Annotated in this window: 11 protein-coding genes and 1 tRNA gene; 7 read left to right on the top strand and 5 right to left on the bottom strand. The window is 59.5% G+C overall.

All coding sequences use genetic code 11. The features are described 5' to 3' along the window. Nucleotides 1–309: 309 nt before the first annotated feature. A complete protein-coding gene (adh, locus tag M0D65_RS19665; protein ID WP_091019319.1) occupies nucleotides 310–1,830 on the top strand; it encodes an aldehyde dehydrogenase in 1,521 nt (506 codons plus the stop codon). Nucleotides 1,831–1,930: 100 nt separating this feature from the next. Continuing rightward, nucleotides 1,931–2,320, top strand: coding sequence for a DUF779 domain-containing protein (locus tag M0D65_RS19660; RefSeq protein WP_266254200.1), 390 nt, complete (start codon nucleotides 1,931–1,933; stop codon nucleotides 2,318–2,320). A gap of 34 nt (nucleotides 2,321–2,354) precedes the next feature. Here the strand turns inward: M0D65_RS19660 and eutC are convergent, their stop codons facing one another. The 4 genes from eutC to M0D65_RS19640 form a co-directional block, all read right to left on the bottom strand. Further along, on the bottom strand, nucleotides 2,355–3,152 hold the full coding sequence (gene eutC, locus M0D65_RS19655; RefSeq protein ID WP_266254199.1) for an ethanolamine ammonia-lyase subunit EutC: 798 nt from the start codon (nucleotides 3,150–3,152) through the stop codon (nucleotides 2,355–2,357). Then, nucleotides 3,149–4,546: an ethanolamine ammonia-lyase subunit EutB gene (locus M0D65_RS19650; RefSeq protein WP_266254198.1), complete on the bottom strand. Its 1,398-nt coding sequence runs from the start codon at nucleotides 4,544–4,546 to the stop codon at nucleotides 3,149–3,151. The genes eutC and M0D65_RS19650 overlap by 4 nt, the downstream gene beginning before the upstream one ends. A gap of 24 nt (nucleotides 4,547–4,570) precedes the next feature. Continuing rightward, nucleotides 4,571–5,974, bottom strand: coding sequence for an ethanolamine permease (gene eat, locus M0D65_RS19645; protein ID WP_091019313.1), 1,404 nt, complete (start codon nucleotides 5,972–5,974; stop codon nucleotides 4,571–4,573). 178 nt (nucleotides 5,975–6,152) lie between these two features. Next, nucleotides 6,153–7,199 carry a glycosyltransferase family 9 protein gene (locus M0D65_RS19640; protein WP_266254197.1) on the bottom strand — a complete coding sequence of 349 codons (1,047 nt, stop codon included), beginning with the start codon at nucleotides 7,197–7,199 and terminating at the stop codon, nucleotides 6,153–6,155. Between the two features lie 388 nt (nucleotides 7,200–7,587). On the opposite strand from M0D65_RS19640, the gene M0D65_RS19635 reads away from it, so the two are divergent. Beyond that, the gene (locus M0D65_RS19635; protein ID WP_266254196.1) at nucleotides 7,588–9,753 is read left to right on the top strand and encodes a GNAT family N-acetyltransferase; all 2,166 of its coding nucleotides are present in this window, start codon (nucleotides 7,588–7,590) and stop codon (nucleotides 9,751–9,753) included. Beyond that, complete coding sequence (locus M0D65_RS19630) at nucleotides 9,704–10,204, top strand: ASCH domain-containing protein (protein WP_308076692.1); 501 nt, start codon at nucleotides 9,704–9,706, stop codon at nucleotides 10,202–10,204. The genes M0D65_RS19635 and M0D65_RS19630 overlap by 50 nt, the downstream gene beginning before the upstream one ends. A gap of 33 nt (nucleotides 10,205–10,237) precedes the next feature. Here the strand turns inward: M0D65_RS19630 and rtcR are convergent, their stop codons facing one another. Beyond that, nucleotides 10,238–11,848, bottom strand: a complete 1,611-nt coding sequence (rtcR, locus tag M0D65_RS19625) for an RNA repair transcriptional activator RtcR (protein ID WP_266254194.1) — start codon at nucleotides 11,846–11,848, stop codon at nucleotides 10,238–10,240. Nucleotides 11,849–12,182: 334 nt separating this feature from the next. Here rtcR and M0D65_RS19620 point away from each other — a divergent pair. From M0D65_RS19620 to M0D65_RS19610, 3 genes are all read left to right on the top strand, one after another. Then, a tRNA-OTHER gene (locus M0D65_RS19620) sits at nucleotides 12,183–12,254 on the top strand. Nucleotides 12,255–12,511: 257 nt separating this feature from the next. Further along, nucleotides 12,512–13,651, top strand: coding sequence for a slipin family protein (locus M0D65_RS19615; RefSeq protein WP_266254193.1), 1,140 nt, complete (start codon nucleotides 12,512–12,514; stop codon nucleotides 13,649–13,651). Between the two features lie 84 nt (nucleotides 13,652–13,735). Further along, nucleotides 13,736–14,959 carry an RtcB family protein gene (locus M0D65_RS19610; RefSeq protein WP_266254192.1) on the top strand — a complete coding sequence of 408 codons (1,224 nt, stop codon included), beginning with the start codon at nucleotides 13,736–13,738 and terminating at the stop codon, nucleotides 14,957–14,959. Nucleotides 14,960–15,059: the final 100 nt, after the last annotated feature.

Below are 15,059 nucleotides of genomic sequence, written 5' to 3'. Positions count from 1 at the left end.
AAACACAGAAAGAACGCAAACCCGACGCAAGTCCCATGCCGATCGGATCGACGCATGGCAAACCCGCATGGCGCCAACCCGCCCTGTTCAAATCCTGAACAGCTTCTCACGCACTGCGCAGAAACGGCACGCTCGCGCTGAACAATATTGAACACATCCGCAAACGATGCCTCACCGCTGTGCCCCTTGCACCGTAGCGTGTCATCCGTGCCGCGTATTGGCACGCTTCTGGCGTATGCACCAGACGGCCTGCGAGACGTCAGCATCGCGCCGACAACAGATCATTCGACACATGTGAGGAGCACACAGATGAATCATGCGGAGATGCAATTCCTGACCACTGAATTCCCGTACAAAAAGCAGTATGCGAATTTCATCGGCGGCGAATGGGTGAAGCCGGTAGGCGGCGAGTACTTCGACAACGTATCGCCAATTACCGGCGAGCCGTTCACGTCGATTCCGCGTTCGCGCGAAGCCGATATCGAACTGGCGCTCGACGCCGCGCATCGTGCGAAAACAGCATGGGGCAAGACCGCGGCTGCCGAACGCGCCAATATCCTGAACCGCATCGCCGACCGGATGGAGGCGAACCTGCAGCGTCTCGCAGTCGCCGAAACCATCGACAACGGCAAGCCGTTGCGCGAAACGATGGCCGCCGACATCCCGCTCGCCATCGATCACTTCCGCTATTTCGCCGGCTGCATCCGCGCCCAGGAAGGCTCGATCTCCGAGATCGACGACGACACGGTTGCGTATCACTTTCACGAGCCGCTCGGTGTGGTGGGCCAGATCATTCCGTGGAATTTCCCAATCCTGATGGCGACGTGGAAGCTCGCGCCGGCGCTCGCGGCAGGCAACTGCGTCGTGCTGAAACCGGCCGAGCAGACGCCCGCGTCGATCCTCGTGCTGCTCGAACTGATTCACGATCTGTTGCCGGCTGGCGTAGTGAACGTCGTGAACGGCTTCGGCCTTGAAGCCGGCAAGCCGCTCGCGTCGAACAAGCGCATAGCGAAGATCGCGTTCACCGGCGAAACGACGACCGGCCGCCTGATCATGCAGTACGCGAGCCAGAACATCATCCCCGTTACGCTCGAACTGGGCGGCAAGAGCCCGAACATTTTCTTCGCCGACGTGATGGATGCCGACGACAGCTACTTCGACAAGGCGCTCGAAGGCTTCGCGATGTTCGCGCTGAATCAGGGTGAAGTGTGCACGTGCCCGTCGCGCGTGCTGATCGACGAGAAGATCTACGACCGCTTCATCGAACGCGCCATCAAGCGCGTCGGCGCAATCAAACAGGGCCATCCGCTCGACACGTCGACGATGATCGGCGCACAGGCATCGCAGGAACAGCTCGAAAAGATTCTGTCGTACGTGGATCTCGGCAAACAGGAAGGCGCGCAATGCCTGATCGGCGGCGAACGCAACACGCTAGCCGGCGAGTTGAGCAAAGGCTATTACGTGAAGCCGACCGTGTTCCGCGGACACAACAAGATGCGCATCTTCCAGGAAGAGATCTTCGGGCCGGTCGTATCGGTGACGACGTTCAAGAACGAAGACGAGGCGCTGGAGATCGCCAACGACACGCTGTATGGTCTCGGCGCCGGCGTCTGGACACGCGACGGCACGCGCGCCTATCGCTTCGGCCGGCAGATTCAGGCGGGCCGCGTGTGGACCAACTGCTATCACGCGTACCCGGCGCATGCGGCGTTCGGCGGCTACAAGCAATCGGGGATCGGCCGTGAGAATCACAAGATGATGCTCGATCACTATCAGCAGACGAAGAACCTGCTCGTCAGCTATGGGCAGAAACCGTTGGGCTTCTTCTGAGCCTGAGGTTTTTGCCGGCCTTGTTCCAGCTGTTCCAGTTGTTCCTGCCGGGCGGGTCGCAGTACGCGGCTCGCCCGCTTTTTCAGCGAGGCATGCTCATATGACAGAACCCGATGTAGCGCGCGTTATCGCGACGCCCGCGGCAGTGGCGTTGATCCAGCAGCTCGCGGCACAACACGGGCCGATGATCTTTCATCAATCGGGGGGATGCTGCGACGGCAGTGCGCCGATGTGTTTTCCGGCCGGCGAATTCATGGTGGGCGGCTCGGACGTGCGGCTCGGCACGATCGCGGAGGTGCCGTTCTATATGAGCGAGTCGCAGTTCGAATACTGGCAGCACACGCAGCTCATCATCGATGCCGTGCCGGGAAACGGCGGCATGTTTTCGCTTGAACGGCCGACGGGGTTGCGCTTCTTGACGCGGTCACGGCTCTTCGAGGATGCCGAGAATGCGTGGCTGGATGCGCATCCGGTGGAGCGGGCGGAATGAGGCTGCGCGTTTTTCGTACCGCGCCCACCACTCGCTATTCCACCGCTAGCGGCACACTAGCGACAGGTGCCTCAAGCAATGCGTCGCTATCGTCCTTAAGACCCACTCCAGTGAGCCCCAACCTTCGCGCATGCGTCAGCAGATAGTGCAGCTTGTGCGCGGCCGCCTCGTAGCCGAGTCCTTCCGGCCGCACATTCGAAATGCAGTTGCGCTGCGCGTCGCTACATCCGAGCTTCGGCGCGTATGTCAGATAAACGCCAAGGCTATCCGGTGAACTGAGCCCGGGACGCTCGCCGATCAGCATCACGACGAGCTTCGTTCCGAGCAACTCGCCGATCTCGTCGCCGAGTGCAACACGCGCCTGTCGCGCCACGACCACCGGCCCGATCTGCCAGCCCGCCAGCCGCGGGCACACCGCCTGCAGCAAAGGCACGGCCTGCTTCGATGCGGCAAAAGCCGACAAGCCATCGCCGATCACGAATACGACGTCGGGCGGCTCGATATCGACGCGCGCAAGCACGTCGCGACTATCGTCCGACAGCCTCCGCCCGAGGTCCGGTCGCCGCAGATAGTGCTCGCGATCCGGTGCTGCGCTATGCACATCGAGCGTCGTATAGCCGTTTGCGTACAACTGCGCATGCAGCGCGTCGGTATCGAGCGGCTGGTGCACGGCGTCGCGTGCCTGCGCGTGCGACAGGTTGAACGCGAGCAACGGTGCCGTCGGCAGGCTGTTGCCGGCACGGCCAAGCGCGATCCGCGCGTCGGTGAACTGCCGCAGCGTGTGCCACGGGTTCTTCTCGATCAAATCGTTCTTCGTGTTCATGGCGCTCATGGGATACCCATCCATTCTCGTGCCCCTTCGAGCAACGGTTGCCGCGCCACCGATGCGCTAAGCAGCACACCGCGCGCGTCGGCGATCTGCATCGACTCCAGCCACTCTTCGAATTCCGGCGCACGCCGCAGGCCAAGCACGTCACGCACATAGAGCGCGTCATGAAACGACGTGCTCTGGTAGTTCAGCATCACGTCGTCGGCACCGGGAACGCCCATGATGAAGTTGATCCCCGCGACACCGAGCAGCGTCAGCAGATTGTCCATGTCGTCCTGATCGGCTTCCGCATGATTCGTGTAGCAGATATCGCAGCCCATCGGCACACCGAGCAGCTTGCCGCAGAAGTGATCTTCGAGTCCCGCACGGGTGATCTGCTTGCCGTCGTACAGATACTCCGGGCCGATGAAGCCGACCACGGTGTTGACGAGAAACGGATCGAAGCGACGTGCGACGGCATATGCGCGCACCTCGCAGGTCTGCTGATCGACGCCGTGATGCGCGTTCGCGGATAGCGCACTGCCTTGCCCGGTTTCGAAGTACATCACGTTGTTACCGACTGTGCCGCGCCTGAGCGACAACGCCGCCTCGTGCGCTTCCTGCAGCAAGGCTAGCGAAATGCCGAAGCCTGCGTTCGCCTGCTCCGTGCCGGCGATCGACTGGAACACGAGATCGACGGGGGCGCCTTTCTCGATCGCGGCGATCGTGTTCGTGACGTGTGTCAGAACACACGACTGCGTCGGCACCTGGTAGCGCTCACGGAAATCGTCGATCATCCGCAGCAGCAATGTGATGGCGGCGAGGCTGTCGGTGGCCGGGTTGATGCCGATCATCGCGTCGCCGCAGCCGTACATCAGACCGTCGAGCATCGATGCGGCGATGCCTTTGACGTTATCGGTGGGATGGTTCGGTTGCAATCGCACCGACATGTGGCCCGGCAACCCAACCGTGTTGCGAAAACGCGTGACTACCGGACGCTTGCGTGCGACCGCAACCAGATCCTGATTGCGCATCAGCTTCGATACGGCCGCGACCATCTCCGGCGTCAATCCCGCGGCAATGCGCGTGAGAACGGTCGCATCGGTCGAACTGGCCAGCAGCCAGTTACGAAAATCGCCCACCGTCAGATGCGCAATCTCCGCAAACGCTGCCGGCGAATGACCGTCGACGATCAGGCGCGTGACTTCGTCGCTTTCATAGGGAATCAACGCATCATTGAGAAACGCGCGCAGCGGTACCTGCGCGAGCGCCATTTTCGCGGCGACGCGCTCTTCCTCGCTCGCCGCGGCGACACCTGCGAGCTGATCGCCCGAACGCAGCGGGCTGGCTTTCGCCAGCAACGTCTTGAGATCGACGAAGCGGTAGACGCGACTGCCGATGGTTTCCGAGTAGCTCATGAGCGTGTTCTCGCTACCGTCGCGTCACTCTTCGAGCAACGCATCGGCGGGCGCGATCTCGCGCTGATGACGCGTCAACAGGAAGTAGACGTAACCGAGCGCAACGAAGATCGCGAACACCACGGCGACCAGGAAATTGAAGTAGACCATCGTCGCAAGCGAGATCACCGCGGCCACTAGTGCGAATGCTGGAAAGTACGGGAACAGCGGTGCGCGGAACGGTCGCTCCATCTGCGGCTCCGAGCGGCGCAGCTTGAACAGCGCCAGCATGCTGATGATGTACATCACGATCGCGCCGAACACCGACATCGTCACAATATTCGCGGTCAGCGTCTGACCGCCGAACTGGATCAGCTCATCGCTGTAGATCGCCGCGATGCCGATCACGCCGCCCGCGAGAATCGCGCGATGCGGCGTCTTGAAGCGCGGATGAACCTTGGCGAGCCATTCGGGCAGATAGCCGGCGCGCGCCAGCGCGAAGATCTGCCGCGAATAGCCGAGGATGATGCCGTGAAACGATGCGACGAGACCGAACAGCCCCAGCCACACGAGCATATGCATCCAGCCGCTGTTCTCGCCGACGATGTACTTCATCGCTTGCGGCAGCGGATCGTTGATGTTGGCCAGCTTGGTCCAGTCGCCGGCACCACCCGCAAACACCATCACACCGACCGCGAGCGCGACCAGCGTCAGGATGCCGGTCACGTAGGCGATCGGGATCGAGCGTTTCGGGTTCTTGGCTTCTTCGGCGGCCATCGCAACGCCTTCGATCGCGAGGAAGAACCAGATCGCGAACGGAATCGCTGCGAACATGCCGTGGAACGAGCCGAAGCTGAAATGATCCGAACCGGACCAGCCGCCCTTCGTGAAGTGCGCCCACTCGAAGCCCGGCGACACGACGCCCATGAACACCAGCAACTCGAAGATTGCCAGTACCGTCACGCAAAGCTCGAAGGTCGCCGCGACCTGCACACCGACGATGTTAAGCGCCATGAACACGAGATACGCGCCCATCGCCGCGTGTTTGGGCTCGAGGCCGGGAAACTGCACATGCAGATAGGCACCGATGGCGAGTGCGATGGCGGGCGGTGCGAACACGAACTCGACGAGCGTCGCCGCGCCGGCGATGAAGCCGCCGGTCGGACCGAATGCGCGCCGCGCATAGGCGAACGGGCCGCCGGCCTGCGGGATCGAAGTCGTGAGTTCGGTGAAACTGAAAATGAACGTCGTGTACATCGCCGCGATGAAGATCGCCGTCGCGACGAAACCGAGTGTGCCGGCGGTGGCCCAGCCGTAGCTCCAGCCGAAATACTCGCCGGAAATGACGAGACCTACCGCGATGCCCCATAACTGCCAGGTGCCGAGCGTCTGCTGCAACTCGTGGTGCGTCACCTTGCCGACATGCTGACCCTTCGACTCTGATTTCACCGGACTCTCCTGAGGTAGGCAGCGCATCGCGGCCGCACGGCGGCGGCCAGCAGACAGGCTTTTACCGATGGTAGAGAGCCATAAATCGAGGTGTTATCGAAAATCGGCAATGTTTCTGGTGGGCCTGGTCGATCGCGGCGGGTTATTTATCCCGCATGCCCTTGCTGGATGTGCGGTGCTAACCGACGAGCATCCGCCCGGCCCAGTTTGTCGCCTTCAATCCGGCATAAGCACGATCGACGGTCTCCAGGTCGTGCGCGCGGCCGCTCGCGTGCATGCCTTGAAGCTCGGGGACATCGAGATCGAGGAACGTGCAGTGTCGATAGTCGCGAACGCGCATGTCCCCGGCGATCGTCGTGAAGAAAGCCGCGGTGGGGACATCGAATCCGGCTGCAATGTGGACGGCTGCGGTGTCCGATGTCACGAGGAAACGCGCATTCTTGACCCACGCCAGGAAATGCGCCGTGTCGGGCGATAGCGATGTGATGTCGGTGTAGTGGTCGTGCCTGATCGCGCCGAAGCCGAGCACCGGGAGATGAAACTTCTCCCACAGACGGTCTACCGCTTCGGAGCGGAACGAATCGGGAATGCTGCGTACCGGCGTGCTCGCCGTCGCGCATAACAGTACGTACTCTTGCGGCGCCCATGTGCTTTTTAGTGCGGGCACGGCGACCTGCTTGAGCCAGTCATTCGATTTGTCTTGTGCCTTGATATCGCCGGGCTCGATGCCGAGTGCCCACAAGAAGAAATCGATCATCGGCATCGACGCGAAATTCGTCCAGAACAGATGGTTGCCGATGTCGAGTTGTAGTTCGTCGTTGGGTAGCGATGCGAGGGGGACGGGAAGATCGACTACCGAACCGAAGACCGGTGCCGCGAGTTCGTATAGCTGCTTCACGTACGTTGGTGCCTGGTTGGGGCGATAGATCGTGAAGGACAGCGCCGGATGCTGCTTCTTGATGGCCGCGAGCGCGGTGAGCCCCATGATCGAATCGCCTAACGTGACGCCCATTCCGTTGATGACGTGCACGTGCCTCACGTCCGAATACTCGATTTTGAAGGGCGCGATGTTGGCGTTTCTGATTGCCGCGACGCTCGACAATGCGCGGTAGGTGTCTACGGGCGCGTCGGTGACTTCGAGATCGTAGGAGGCGACGATCTGGTTGTCGTGCGATAGCAGTGAGCCGGGGTTGGATAGTGCGGAAACGGGGTCCAGGAAGGGCATGGGGGGATCTGTGCGGGAAAGTTGAATGTTAGCGGCGGGTTCCAGTGGATCCGCTAACGGTATTCCTTGATGCATTGCGCTATTAGACGCAATCACCGGTGCGCATTTGTTTGGATTTGCGTAGCGATGCCGTTTTGTGCCGGCTTGTCGTGAATACTATACGGATATGTGGCGGTGTGCCGATGCGGAGGTACGACGGTTCTGAATCCAGGAGCAGCGCAATGTCTCGACTGTGCCGGAAAGCGGCAGACCACTGTCCTGTTTCTCGCTATCATGGCAAATATGGATGGTGAATTCTTATGAGACAAAATTTTCACCAATCTCAAATATCTAAGGCCAATCGAACAATGCATTTCGTATTTTCCAGACACGAAGTCGGGGATCAAAAATGAGAGATGACGCTAAGACAATCGAAATTCTGACGGGCTACTCCGACGTCGCACCGTTCGTCCCGACCATCACGAAAGCTGCAGATAGTGAGAAGAATGCACTTGGATTTTTCCCTTCAAGCGTGTTTGAGGAATTTGCCCGCAAAGAACAGCTATTTGTTGCCACGCTGCGCCGGAGCGACAAGATGACATATGCGGGCCATCTCTTATTTGACGCACGTCATCCGAAAGCACATGTGTTGCAGATGTATGTCGCACCAGTTTTCAGGAAACAGGGGATAGCATCATTTTTGCTCAATAGTCTTAAGGACCATTTGACGGAACATGCTTTCATCTCTCTGTATGCTCGAGTGGCCGAGGATCTCGTTGAGGCGAACGATTTCTGGCATAGGCAGAATTTCTACGTGCAACGCGTCGCTCCCGGTGGAGTAACAAAGAAGAGAACCATTCTTGTCCGAAGTCACGAACTGGATACACCTCAACTCATCGCGCCGAGTGGGTTGACTGCGGCAAATCCTCTCGGGCTCGAATCCGTGGTTAGCCCAGAGATACCCCTCTTCCTTCTTGACTTGAATGTTTTGTTTGATCTTGGTCCACGTCGACGCAGAAATGAAGATGTTCTAGAGCTTTTTCGTGCTGAGAGAATGCGCTCGTGCCGGTTGGCCTTGAGCACTGAGATTAGCGCGGAACTATCGCGGACCGCCACAGTAGGGCGTACGGACCCGATGCAAGTATATGCCCGTATCTTCCCAACGTTCCCTTGTCCAAGTGCTGAGGATTGGGATACGCTCGCTGTCAATCTTGCTCCCACAGTATTTCTTGATCGATTTCGCGCTAACTCACTGACGAAGAACGATATCTCTGACCTACGTCATCTAGCGACGGCTATTCATCACAAGCTCGCCGGTCTGATAACCAACGATAGGTCTATCCTGGACGCGGCCGTCGCCTTGAAAGATCGATACGGCATTGAAGTTATCTCCCCTGCAGCATTTCAGGATTTGACTTCTCCGGGAATCGCCGGCGAGGTCTTCGAGACCACGTCGAGCGATACGTTGTCACTAACGACCATTACGGGTACTGACGAGCCGGCAGTGTATCGACTGTTGTCCAAACTCGACGTGCACGCCTCCTCATTAGCCAGTGATTGGGCAGCGGTTGATGCTGGTGAACGAGTCTGTGTGCGTCGAGGAGTGTGGTCTGAGGGAAATCTGGTGGGATACGTGACGTGGCCCAAGGGGCTGTCAAAGAGTAGCATTACTGCACACATTGCTGTCGACGAATCGGGGCCCAACGCACTAAATGCAACTCGCGCGTTACTGAGTGAACTAGTTGAACAATCTTCGGGCGTCGACGCAACCCAGATCAGGCTTGAATTTCCACGCCATCAGTCCCGTGTCAGAGAGGTTGCCGCAGCACTCGGATTCACAGGCATTCCGGGCCAGTCCTCGTTGAGCAAGCTTACGTTGGGGCGGTTGATCACAGACGAAAATTGGAGTGAATGCAGAAGCAGCCTGCTTTCAGTCGGCCGACTAAAGTTACCTGATGCCCTCCCGCTCTTCTCAAACGTCGATCAGCAAATCAAGCTGTTCCGACCCGATGGAAATCTGGTTCATGTGTCGTTGATGACCCTTGAAACGCTTTTGGCCCCAGCACTCTTTTGCCTTCCTGGCCGTCCGGCACTAATAACTCCTGTACGCCGGGGGTTTGCCGAACATCTTTTGACCCATTTGCCGCAAAGAAGTCTGCTCCCTCTTGCAAGAGCGGCGCTCTATCGCGAGAAACACTATCTAAGTGACAAGCGGACGTTGAAGCATTTCAACAGGGGAGCGCTTGTTCTGTTCTATGAATCGGGAAAGGATCGTGGTTTAAGTGCTATCGTTGCGATCGCACGAGTGCAACACGCTTATCTCAAGTCGCAAGATGCAATGGAGGATGCCGACCTGGACCCATCCGTTCTGGATACCGCCGGATTGGAGGCCATTGGCCGCTCGAAGATAAAGACGGTGACGGTGTTTGACAACTTGATCCGATTTTCCAGGCCCGTGCCACTTGAGACCTTGCGCGCACTCGGTTGTGGCAGCGCGACGAACCTAGTTACGACCCATCAAATCAATGACTCACAGCTCCAAGAGATCGTTTCACGAGGATTCGCTCATGGATGAGCCCGAACACGTTTTGATTTCGCTTGAACAGCGGCACGCGGAGAACATTCTATCGGGAATCAAACAGATCGAACTCCGTCGGCGTGCCATGAGGGTGGAGATTGGTACCGTTGTCTGGATCTACGCAAAATTGCCCGTTGGGCGCGTCGTCGGCTCCGCTCGTGTCAGCGCGGTCCACTCGCTTGCACCCTCTACTCTATGGAGGCGCTTTGCCGATGTTTGTGGCCTGACTCGCAGTGAGTTCTTCAGCTATTTCGAAGGTACCTCTAGCGGTTGCGCCCTCGCCCTGCATGAGCCACACCGGCTCGTCGGAGCAGTCTCACTGGCAGAACTCAGGCAAGCCTCAATGGGTTTTCAACCCCCCCAATTTTTTATTCGACTGAGGCCCGGGAATCCGTTACGTGACGTCATGGACAGGAAGGGGCTGGGTGAGCCTCGAAAGTACCGTTAGTCCCTTCGGGTACCCAGGAAGACACCTACGCTATCAGTCTAACAATTCATTGCCAGCACCCCGAACCTGCTCCCAATCCAGCCCAAACCGCGCCAGATACTTACGCAACCGATCCGCATCGTTGGGCTGCTTCTTCCCCTGCCTCGACACAGCAAACAGCTTACGCCCGGCATCCGACAAACTCGCGGATTCGCGACACACTTCAACCACCCGCTCAAGCTGAATCCGATCAAACAGATCAAGCTGAGCTACACGATCGCCAAGCAACGCATCGAGGTAGTTGAAATCGCCATCATCCGGCGACCACGTACCGCGCAATCGCGTGACTTCCTGCTCGACGATCGCCTCGGTGATTCGCCCCGAGTCAGCCAGGGTAGCCATTCGCGTAATCGACGCCGACAGCTCGCGAAAATTGCCGGCCCACGCAGCCTGCGCGGATGTCGCAAACGCGAGGTATCGACGCTTCGCCTCGACATTGAACCGCACCTGTTCGCCCTGCTCTTCGCCGAACCGCTCGAGCTCGAAGTCGAGGTTCGGCTCGATATCTTCGGATCGTTCGGCGAGACCCGGCAACGCGTAAGTCCAGAGGTTGATCCGGGCATACAGATCCTCGCGAAAGTCCCCGGCGGCCACCATCCGGCGCAGATCGCGATGTGTACCGGCGATCAGCTGGAAATCGCTCGTAGCCTCCACATCCGCGCCCACCGGCAGGAAACGTTTCTCTTCAACCGCCTTGAGCAACATCGCCTGCTCGTCGAGACCCAGCTCGCCGATTTCATCGAGGAACAACAAGCCGCCATCCGCCGAGCGCAACAACCCGGCACGCGCCTGCTGCGCGCCGGTGAAAGCCCCCTTCACGTGACCGAAAAGCGTGGACATCGCCGCATCGCCACGCAGCGTTGCGCAGTTGATTTCAATGAATGGCCCCGCCAGACGGTGGCGGCTGCGCTTCAGTTCATAGATGCGCTTCGCGAGAAACGACTTGCCCGCGCCCGTCGGTCCGAACAGCAGCATCGGCGCGCGAGAACGAACCGCCACGCGCTCGATCTGTTCGATCAGCGTGTTGAAACGATGATTGCGCGTAGCGATGCCCGACTTCAGAAACGACACGGTCTCGTCACGTTCGCGAGTGAAGCGTTGGGCGATCAGGTTGTAGCGCGACAGATCGAGATCGATCACCGATGCCGTGCCGGCGCCGCTTGGCCCCTCGTCGGTCTGCCGCGGCGGCGCGGTCTGAACCAGCTTCGCCGGCAGATAGCGTGCTTCGGCGAGCAAAAACCAGCAGATCTGTGCGACGTGTGTGCCGGTCGTGATGTGAATCAGGTAGTCCTCGCGATCGAGGTCGAATGGATAGGCGCGCGCGTAGTCGTGCAGCTTCGCATAGACCTCCTCGAAGTCCCACGGGTCGCGGATCGACAGCTCTGAAAGACGGACTTCCGTGTGCGGCGACAGGCGCGCGAGATCGTCCTTGACGCGCTCGGCCAGCCGCTCGAAGTTTGCTGGATGCAGCAGCTCGAGCCGGTCGATCGGCAACTGCGGCTGCAGACAAAGGCTGACGGTGGGACGCCATTTTTGCAAACGGCGTGCCCTGCTACCCTGGTCGAGTACGGTGCCCAGAAACCCTATTGCGACGGTTTTACGCATCTTATATAGCGTTATAAATGTTTATCTGATGGTATCAAATATACGCTATCCGATGTGACGTCGAAATCGATAGACGATCCGTCCTCAACAAAAAATTCCCTTCTTGGTCAATAAGTTACGAACGCCGCGATAAGCAGCCCGGAAACTGGCACGGTCCTCGCGTATATCTCTGCGCCGGATGTCCCGCTGGCCCGCGAGTCAAGGTTCGCAAAGCCTTGCTGGTGCGCTGCCGCCGAACCCTGTTCGTCGCGGTTGCGTATGTCGCTATGGACGTGTGAAGGCGATAAAGATGCACGGGTGTTTCGCCCGGGTTCGATTCCCGGGGCATCTGTTTTGTTCGGTAGCTCATCAGGAAGAGCAGTCGGCGTCAGCCGACCTGTGGCGGGTTCGAATCCCGTCCGAACACTGTCCGAAAGACAGTCTCGTAACAAACGCAGTACCCGCCGGCGCGGGCCGCAAGGTCCGCCGCGCGTCGGGCCGGTCCTGGTTCCGCGTGAACGACCGGGTAGTCGGATCTGACTTGCACGATGGCGTATCGCGGCACACGGCAGTACCTGTCGCGATGCCCACCACGTGCAGTCTTCCAGCGAACCCGCTCATTTGCGTCGCGCCGCGATTCGCTCGACGCGTGCTGCCGGTGGTCAATCAACAAGGAAGAAGAAAATGTGGAAACGTTATGTAGTGAAGAAAAACGAACTCGCGCTGTTGATGAGCGAAGGTGATTTCGTCAAGGTGCTGGAGCCGGGCGTGTTCAAGGCGCTCGATCCGTTCAACCGGCTGTCGATGCAACCCGTGCGTCTCGACGCACCGCTTGCCGATGCCGCGTTGGCTGACTACCTGCGCGTTCAGGCGCCGGACATCGTCTCGCGCTACTTCGTGGCGATGGACCTCGGCGACGACGAGGCAGGTTTGCGCTACGAAGACGGGTTGCTGGTCGAGCTGTTGCCGCCGGGCACGCGTCGTTTGTACTGGCGCGGCCTGTTCGAGCATCGCCTCGAGCGCGTGAATCTCGCGGCAGCTAGCGAATTGCCGAAGGAACTCGCGATGCGGCTCGTGCAGCCGACATTGCGTGCGCGCGGTGTTGCAGGTCTGGTCGGTGTGCTGCTCGCTGCGGTGCCGGCGTACAACGTCGGCGTGTTGAAGATCGACGGTAAGGTCGAGCGGCTGCTCGAGCCAGGGCTGTCGGCTTTCTGGCGCTATAACCGCGACGTGTCGGTGGAGCTGGTCGATCAACGGTTGCAGGCGCTCGAAGTAGGCGGCCAGGAAATCCTGACGCGCGACAAGGTCGCACTGCGTTTGAATCTTTCGGCGACCTGGTGCTACGCGGATGTGCTTCGCGCATTCGCGCAGTTGCAAAAGCCGGTCGATCATCTGTACCGCGAGCTGCAATTCGCACTGCGCGCAGCTGTCGGCACGCGAACGCTCGATGAGCTGCTCGCGGACAAGCAGATGATCGACGAGGTCGTGACCGCTCAGGTGCGTACGCGGCTTGCTGACACAGGCGTCGATATCCGCGGCGTAGGTGTGAAGGACATCGTACTGCCGGGCGATATGAAGACGATTCTCACGCAGGTTGTCGAGGCGGAGAAATCCGCTCAGGCAAACGTGATCCGGCGTCGCGAGGAAACCGCGGCGACTCGGTCACTGCTGAACACGGCCAAGGTGATGGAGGACAATCCGGTCGCACTGCGGCTCAAGGAACTGGAGACGCTCGAACGGATTGCGGAGCGTATCGATCGGATCTCGGTGTTCGGCGGGCTTGACCAGGTGTTGAACGGTCTCGTGAGCATCAAGTCGGCATAGTGAACATCAGTGAGCATTTGTGATGCATGAAAGCGCTGGGGCGGTAAGCCGCCTCTGCGCCATTAAACGAAGCAGGGTAAGACCATGAACGAACAGGAATATCAGGTGATGGAACTGGCGCACGGCAAGCCAGTGAAGATGTGGACCAACGGTGTCGCCGTCGAGGACGAAGCGCGCGAACAGCTGCGCCGCACCGCGAGCATGCCGTTCATCTTCAAGCACGTCGCGGTGATGCCGGATGTGCACCTCGGCAAGGGCTCGACTATCGGCAGCGTGATTCCGACGCAAGGTGCGATCATTCCCGCGGCCGTCGGCGTCGACATCGGCTGCGGAATGATGGCGGCCCGCACGTCGCTCAAGGCGTCGGACCTGCCGGATTCGCTCGTCGCGCTGCGACACGCAATCGAACGTGCTGTGCCGCATGGTCGTGCGCCAGGACGGCGCGATCCGGGAGCGTGGGGCGAGCACGCCCCGCAGCATGTCGACGAAATGTGGAAGGCACTGGCTCCGGGATTCAAGCGCATTGTCGACAAGTACCCGAAGCTCCACAAGACGAACAACTACACGCATCTGGGCACGCTCGGCACGGGAAATCACTTCATCGAGGTGTGTCTCGACGAGTCCGACAGCGTCTGGTTCATGCTGCACAGCGGCTCGCGCGGGGTCGGCAACGCGATCGGCAGCCTGTTTATCGAACTCGCGCAGGCTGACATGCGGCAGCACATCGCGAGCTTGCCGGATCGCAATCTCGCCTACCTCAAGGAAGGCGCAGAGCATTTCGACGATTACGTCGAGGCCGTTGATTGGGCGCAGGATTACGCGAGTCGAAACCGGCAGGTGATGATGGCCGCTGTAATCGGCGCGGCCTACGACGTGATCGGCAAACCGTTCACCGTCGACGAGCACGCCGTGAATTGTCACCACAACTATGTGCAGAAGGAACGTCACTTCGGTGCCGAAGTGTTCGTGACGCGCAAGGGCGCGGTGTCGGCACAGAAGGGGCAACTCGGCATCATCCCAGGATCGATGGGAGCGAAGAGTTTTATTGTGCGGGGGCTCGGTAATCCGGAGAGCTTCTGTTCATGCAGTCACGGTGCAGGACGCGCGATGAGCCGGACCGAGGCGAAGCGCCGCTTCACGGTTCAGGATCAGGTGGCGTCGACTGCACATGTCGAGTGTCGAAAGGATGCGGATGTGGTCGATGAAATTCCGCTGGCCTACAAGGACATCGATGCGGTGATGGCTGCACAGCACAGTCTCGTCGAGGTTGTGCATACGTTGCGGCAGGTGGTGTGCGTGAAGGGCTGACCAAAGATGTGACCGCCCGCTCTATGCGGGCGGATTCGAAGAAATCCTCAATCTGGCGTGTTGCCTCCAAGTATTTCGCATGTTAATAAATGTATTTCGT

Origin of the sequence: Paraburkholderia sp. CHISQ3 (genome assembly GCF_030464945.1) — a bacterium.
GTDB classification, from domain to species: domain Bacteria; phylum Pseudomonadota; class Gammaproteobacteria; order Burkholderiales; family Burkholderiaceae; genus Paraburkholderia; species Paraburkholderia megapolitana.
Note: the sequence above shows the minus strand (reverse complement) of the source record. Positions and strands in the feature narration are given on the sequence as shown.

Bases quoted from the DNA above. Each gene is read 5' to 3' on its own strand.
- eutC (WP_266254199.1), bottom strand. From the start codon at position 3,152: ATGAGCGCCATGAACACGAAGAACGATTTGATCGAGAAGAACCCGTGG.
- M0D65_RS19630 (WP_308076692.1), top strand. From the start codon at position 9,704: ATGACTCACAGCTCCAAGAGATCGTTTCACGAGGATTCGCTCATGGAT.
- adh (WP_091019319.1), top strand. From the start codon at position 310: ATGAATCATGCGGAGATGCAATTCCTGACCACTGAATTCCCGTACAAA.
- M0D65_RS19640 (WP_266254197.1), bottom strand. From the start codon at position 7,199: ATGCCCTTCCTGGACCCCGTTTCCGCACTATCCAACCCCGGCTCACTG.
- M0D65_RS19615 (WP_266254193.1), top strand. From the start codon at position 12,512: ATGTGGAAACGTTATGTAGTGAAGAAAAACGAACTCGCGCTGTTGATG.
- M0D65_RS19660 (WP_266254200.1), top strand. From the start codon at position 1,931: ATGACAGAACCCGATGTAGCGCGCGTTATCGCGACGCCCGCGGCAGTG.
- rtcR (WP_266254194.1), bottom strand. From the start codon at position 11,848: ATGCGTAAAACCGTCGCAATAGGGTTTCTGGGCACCGTACTCGACCAG.
- M0D65_RS19610 (WP_266254192.1), top strand. From the start codon at position 13,736: ATGAACGAACAGGAATATCAGGTGATGGAACTGGCGCACGGCAAGCCA.
- M0D65_RS19650 (WP_266254198.1), bottom strand. From the start codon at position 4,546: ATGAGCTACTCGGAAACCATCGGCAGTCGCGTCTACCGCTTCGTCGAT.
- M0D65_RS19635 (WP_266254196.1), top strand. From the start codon at position 7,588: ATGAGAGATGACGCTAAGACAATCGAAATTCTGACGGGCTACTCCGAC.